We start from the raw sequence: 5,595 nt of genomic DNA, 5'->3' as shown, positions 1-5,595 counted from the left end.
GCCGTCGGCTGTTTGTCGGTGGCAAATCTTCCGAAATTCCGCGGCCTTGATAGCTTCAAAGGCACGTGGTATCACACCGGCCACTGGCCGCACGAGCCGGTCAGCTTCCACGGCCAGCGGGTAGCAGTAATTGGCACTGGCGCGACCGGTGTCCAGGTTGTGCCGGAAATTGCCAGGGAAGCAGCTCATGTTTATGTCTTCCAGCGCACTCCGAATTTCAATCTTCCTGCTCACAACCGTCCTCTTGACCCTGAGTATATCCGGCAAGTCAAGGCAAGATACAAAGACATCTGGCAGAAGGCTCGCGTTTCGGGTTTTGGTTTACCCTACGACACGGTAGAGCGATCGGCGCTTTCGGTCACTCCGGCAGAACGCGAGCAGATCTACGCGGCAGCGTGGAACAAAGGCGGCTTCTACTTTGGACTGGAAACATTCAACGATTTGCTGTTCAATCGTGAAGCCAATGATACTGCTGCTGAATTTGTCCGCGCCCGGATCCGCGAGATTGTCCGCGATCCCACCGTAGCTGAACTTCTTTCGCCGCGTGATCATGCATTTTTCACCAAGCGACCACCGCTCGAACATGGGTATTATGAGGCATTTAATCGTCCGAATGTGACTCTCATCGATCTGCGAAGCACGCCGATTGAAGAGATTATACCGAACGGTGTGCGCACATCGAGCACCGAATACGAGGTCGATAGCATTATCTTCGCAACCGGCTTTGATGCTATGACCGGCGCGCTGCTCAAAATGAACATCTCTGGTCGCAACGGGATGACTCTCAACGACAAGTGGGCCGAAGGGCCACGCACTTACCTCGGTCTCGCCACCCACGGCTTTCCCAATCTCTTTATGATCACCGGCCCGCAAAGCCCTTCAGTGCTCACCAATATGACAGTTGCTATTGAACAGCACGTTGAATGGATCGCTGATTGCCTCAAGTATCTGCGAGACAACGGGATTCGCGTCATAGAGGCCGAAGCTGCGGCTGAGGAGAGTTGGGTTACGCACGCCCGACAGGTGGCCGAGATGACTCTCCTGGTACATACGCCATCCTGGTGGGTTGGCGCCAACATTCCCGGCAAGCCGCGCCTGCTCTACCCATACGTCGGTGGGCTGGGGAACTATAAGCAGCAGTGTGATGCAGTAGCGGCTCAGGGGTATACCGGATTCAGTCTGCATTCCTGATCGGCAAGATCTAACCGGGATGGTTGTCTTTGCCATCCCGGTTAGCCGATAGATAGATCGGTTATCGGAACCCATCTTGCGAAAGGGTAACATTAATTGTATGATTGCGATATATTTCTTGAATTGCCGAGGTATAAACATATATGGGCGTGACCCGCCTCCAACTACCTACGACATTACGTGAAGCAACGGTCGAGCATCTACGTGAAGAGATCGTTACCGGTAATCTGCGTCCCGGTGAAGTGTTGAAGGATGCTGAATTGGCGGCTCAGCTCGGCCTTAGTCCGACCCCTGTGCGTGAGGCGCTTGTTCAGTTAGCAAGCGAAGGACTGGTTGAGATCCAGCCTAACAAACTCAAGCGCGTAGCGCCGCTGGATCTAGAGATGATGCGCGAGCTGTATGCCGTGCAGCGCGTTCTCTGGCAAACAGGCTATAGCTGGGGAATGCCCAAACTTACCCCTGCCGACTTTGATGCAATGGGTAATGCCCTGGCCGAACAAGTGGCAGCAATCGAGCGTAAGCAACCTCGCGCAGTGTTGATGGCGCATACCGATTTTCATAGCGTTATTGTTGCTGCGTCTAAGAATCGTGAGCTGGGCCGTCTCATCGCTGACCGCTATCCGCTGCTCGAACGCCTGATTTTGCTTTGTATGCCGGAAGTGCTTTCGCCTGAGCTGTTGTCGGTCAATCAGGCTATCTATACTGCTCTTCAAGAGGGTGATCACGCCCGGGCGATGGCGCTTGGTGAACGGATCAGAGCTTCGTTTGCCGACGAGCTGGATAGATTGATTGCTAATCAGGCAGACAAAGGCAAGAACTAACGCTGCTCGGAAACTATGGCTCTGTATGCTCGCCAGAGCGCTAATTGGCGCTGCGCGATCACGACTCATTTCATTACGATCTGTCGATGTCGAACCCTATGGACATTGTAGTCCACAAGAATGTTGCAGTTCCAATGCGAGATGGGATCTATCTCGCAACTGATGTCTACCGTCCGGCGACTGACGAACCGGTACCTGTTCTCCTGGCGCGTTCGCCGTATAACAAAGATGCGCTTTCCCTGCATCTCTATCTGATCCCTGATCCGCTGCGACTTGCTCAGGAAGGCTACGCAGTTGTGGTGCAGGATTGTCGCGGGTGTTTTGCCTCGGAAGGTCAATTTCAACCATACACGCGCGAAGGCACCGATACGGTCGATACCATCAACTGGATCAGAGCGCAACCGTGGGCAAATGGCATGGTCGGGATGATCGGCGGTTCGTACCTCGGTCTCATCCAATGGCTCACTCTGGCCGAGTCGCCGAATGTCGTTCAAGCAGTGGCGCCGTTTGTCACCGCTGATCAGCCGTATACCCCATGGACGTATCAGGGAGGCGCTTTTCAGCTTGGCTTCTTGCTTTATTGGATGCTGGGATTCTATATCGTTCCTGAATTGCAGCGTCGGGTTGTGCAGCGCAAAGCTCGCCTCATCGATATCAGTAACGCCATTCATGCACTCGATCAGATTGAAAACCGTTACCAGCGGATCCCACTTGTCGCAGTACCAGAAATTGCACAGCTTGCTCCCTTCTATCAAGACTGGTTAGCTCATCCACAATTTGATCGGTTCTGGCAGACGGTAGCGCCAGCGATCGACTACAACCGCGTAACCATACCCGTTCTCAACATTGGCGGCTGGTACGATATTTTTCTCGGTGGTACACTGCGCAGCTATCAGGCTCTGCGGCAGCATGGTGGCAACGAGATCGCGCGCCGGCCCGGATTGATTATCGGCCCCTGGTCACACGGCGTCTGGCACGGCTATTTTCCTGAACACAACTTTGGCACCTTTTCCAGCACCGATGCCTGCGATCTCAACGGACTGCAACTGCGCTGGTTCGATTACTGGCTGAAGGGCAGCGAAAACGGCTTACGCGATGATAAGCCAGTCAAACTTTTCGTGATGGGGATAAATCAGTGGCGCGAAGAAGATGACTGGCCACTCCCCAATACTACCTACCGTAAACTCTATCTGCATAGCGGCGGGAATGCCAATACGCTACACGGTGACGGGCTGCTCACGTGGGAACCTCCTGGCGATGAACCGCCAGATCAATATTGCTACGATCCGCGCGATCCAACCCCGACCTGTGGCGGCGCGACGTTGTTTCCCGGCGCGTTGTCGGCGGTCAACGCCGGCCCACGCGATCAGCGTCAGGTTGAGTTGCGGCCTGATGTGCTCGTGTATTCCTCTCCGCCACTCGAGCAGCCCCTGGAGGTGATCGGGCCGGTGCGCCTGGTGCTCTTTGTCGCCTCTTCAGCTCACGATACCGATTTTACCGGGAAACTGGTCGATGTCTTTCCCGACGGTCGCGCTATCATTCTTACCGACGGCATTCTGCGCGCCCGCTATCGTTCCGATCCACCCGCGTTGCTCAATCCCGGCACGGTGTATGAATTGAATATCGATCTGGTGGCAACGGCCACTACGTTCCTGCCCGGGCATCGCATTCGCCTGGAGGTTGCCAGCAGTAATTTCCCCCGCTTTGACCGTCATACGAATACTGGCGGTACCATTGCCACTGAGACCGAAGCCGACTGGATGGTGGCGATGAATCGGGTCTTCCACGACCGTGATCGTCCGTCGCATCTCATTTTGCCCGTTATCAATCGTAAAGCAGGATAACTGTTTCCGGCGCCTCAACGGGATCACGATTCGCCGATCTGTCGCGACCGCGGCGCCGGAATGTATTCGACCGAAGGACGGCGCTGCGCCGTCTGCGGGTAGAGCGCCATGATCTGGTAGATTTCGTCTGGCATCGCGGTCGTGATCGGCAAACCTAGCTCGCGCGCTTCATCAACGGTAATCGGGTAATCGTGCGTCCAGACGCCGCTAGCCAGGGTATGGGCAACCTCTTCGGCCCGCTCGACCGGCATCTTGTCGCGCAATAGCTCGCAGACAGTGCGTTTGACCTGCCGGATGGCTTTTTCGGCGATGTCGGCCATCATCAGGGTCTCGTCATCGACTTCGTTGAGTGGTTTACGCTCAAGCACGCGCAGGATTGAGGTCGCCGGATGCTGGCCCAACTGTGGATCAACCGGCCCCAGCACGGCATTTTCGTCCATGACAATTTCGTCGGCAGCCAGCGCAATCAACGTGCCACCCGACATGGCGTAGTGCGGCACGAAGACGGTCACTTTGGCCTGATGCTTTTGCAGCGCGCGGGCAATCTGCTCGGAGGCCAGCACCAACCCGCCCGGTGTGTGCAGAATGAGATCGATGGGAATGTCGCGGTCGGTCATTTTGATTGCGCGTAATACCGCTTCAGAATCTTCAATGCTGATGTAGCGCACCAGCGGAAAGCCAAGCAGACTCATCGTTTCCTGTCGATGAATCAAGGCAATGACCCGGCTCTTCCGTTTGCGCTCCAACTGTTCTAGCAGGCGCTGGCGAGCAGCATCGAGCATCCGCTGTCTGATCACCGGCTGCAACGACGAAATGATGAAAAAGAGCCACAACAGCGAAAAGAAGTCCATACTATCACCTCAGTTCATATCGTTACCAGGGATAATACTCGTCGCGGTAATAGTACCGGTAGTAGCGTCGTTGTCGGAAGAGCGGCGCCAGAATTAACCCGGCGACAAAACCGCCGATATGCGCCCACCATGCCACGCCACCCATTGCCTGCACGTCGATCAAAATTGAGAAGACGCCGTTTGCCAGTTGCGAGATAAACCAGAGACCGAGGTAAACCACCGCCGGAATCTCGACCAGCCATGGCAAGAAGAAGACTGGTATCAGGGTGATCACCCGCGATGAGGGAAAGAAGAGCAGGTAGGCCGCCAGCACCCCACTGAGCGCGCCACTGGCGCCAACTGTTGGCACCGGTGAATTTGGGTTGAAGAAGACATGGGTTAGCGCCGCGGCTATCCCGCACAGTAAGTAGAAAACGAGGTAGCGTTGACTGCCCATCCGATCCTCGACATTATCGCCAAAGATGTAGAGCGCCAGCATATTGCTGAAGAGGTGAAACCAGCCGCCGTGCATAAACATTGAGGTAAAGATGGTTAGCGCCTCGGCTGGATCGAGTGGATTGGCCAGCAAACGCGCCGGCACAAGGGCTAGCGCATCGATCCATGCTTCGGCCAGCCGCGCATCACGAGCCATAAACAGAAAGACGACCACATTTGCCACCAGCAATGCCCAATTTACCGCCGGAAACGAACGCGAGGGGATGGTGTCTTTTAACGGTAACATACCGGCTCCTGGACCTGACAGGCCTGTTCTATGCGGTTAGACAACAACACCAGGAGAGGATGATCATGACATGAGCCTGAAATGGACGTGCTGCGAACACGGTATCTATGGCGTCAGGCATTCAGGGCAGTTTGGTATCAGTCGCAACCGTATAATGATATAATATA

General features: G+C 55.2%; 5 protein-coding genes. 3 read left to right on the top strand and 2 right to left on the bottom strand.

Translation table 11 applies throughout. The features are described from left to right. From Q0650_RS18350 to Q0650_RS18340, 3 genes are all read left to right on the top strand, one after another. The coding region (locus tag Q0650_RS18350; protein WP_298821652.1) for an NAD(P)/FAD-dependent oxidoreductase at positions 1-1,191 on the top strand (1,191 nt) is incomplete at its 5' end. Positions 1,192-1,334: 143 nt separating this feature from the next. Continuing rightward, complete coding sequence (locus tag Q0650_RS18345) at positions 1,335-2,012, top strand: GntR family transcriptional regulator (protein WP_298821650.1); 678 nt, start codon at positions 1,335-1,337, stop codon at positions 2,010-2,012. A gap of 134 nt (positions 2,013-2,146) precedes the next feature. Continuing rightward, positions 2,147-3,856: a CocE/NonD family hydrolase gene (locus tag Q0650_RS18340; RefSeq protein WP_298821648.1), complete on the top strand. Its 1,710-nt coding sequence runs from the start codon at positions 2,147-2,149 to the stop codon at positions 3,854-3,856. A 23-nt stretch (positions 3,857-3,879) separates the two neighbouring features. Here the strand turns inward: Q0650_RS18340 and Q0650_RS18335 are convergent, their stop codons facing one another. Together Q0650_RS18335 and Q0650_RS18330 are read right to left on the bottom strand one after the other, a co-directional pair. Beyond that, positions 3,880-4,707, bottom strand: coding sequence for an SDH family Clp fold serine proteinase (locus Q0650_RS18335; RefSeq protein ID WP_298821646.1), 828 nt, complete (start codon positions 4,705-4,707; stop codon positions 3,880-3,882). Positions 4,708-4,729: 22 nt separating this feature from the next. Continuing rightward, positions 4,730-5,428 (bottom strand): rhomboid family intramembrane serine protease, encoded by a 699-nt coding sequence (locus Q0650_RS18330; RefSeq protein ID WP_298821643.1) that lies wholly within the window; start codon positions 5,426-5,428, stop codon positions 4,730-4,732. Positions 5,429-5,595: the final 167 nt, after the last annotated feature.

Source organism: uncultured Chloroflexus sp. (assembly GCF_937129525.1).
Taxonomy (GTDB): Bacteria; Chloroflexota; Chloroflexia; order Chloroflexales; family Chloroflexaceae; genus Chloroflexus.
The sequence above is the reverse complement of the archived record's forward strand: the minus strand, read 5'-3'. Positions and strand labels throughout refer to the sequence as shown.

What these genes read in the sequence shown, in the direction of transcription:
- Q0650_RS18335 (WP_298821646.1), bottom strand. Translation starts at nt 4,707, where the DNA reads ATGGACTTCTTTTCGCTGTTGTGGCTCTTTTTCATCATTTCGTCGTTG.
- Q0650_RS18345 (WP_298821650.1), top strand. Translation starts at nt 1,335, where the DNA reads ATGGGCGTGACCCGCCTCCAACTACCTACGACATTACGTGAAGCAACG.
- Q0650_RS18340 (WP_298821648.1), top strand. Translation starts at nt 2,147, where the DNA reads ATGCGAGATGGGATCTATCTCGCAACTGATGTCTACCGTCCGGCGACT.
- Q0650_RS18330 (WP_298821643.1), bottom strand. Translation starts at nt 5,428, where the DNA reads ATGTTACCGTTAAAAGACACCATCCCCTCGCGTTCGTTTCCGGCGGTA.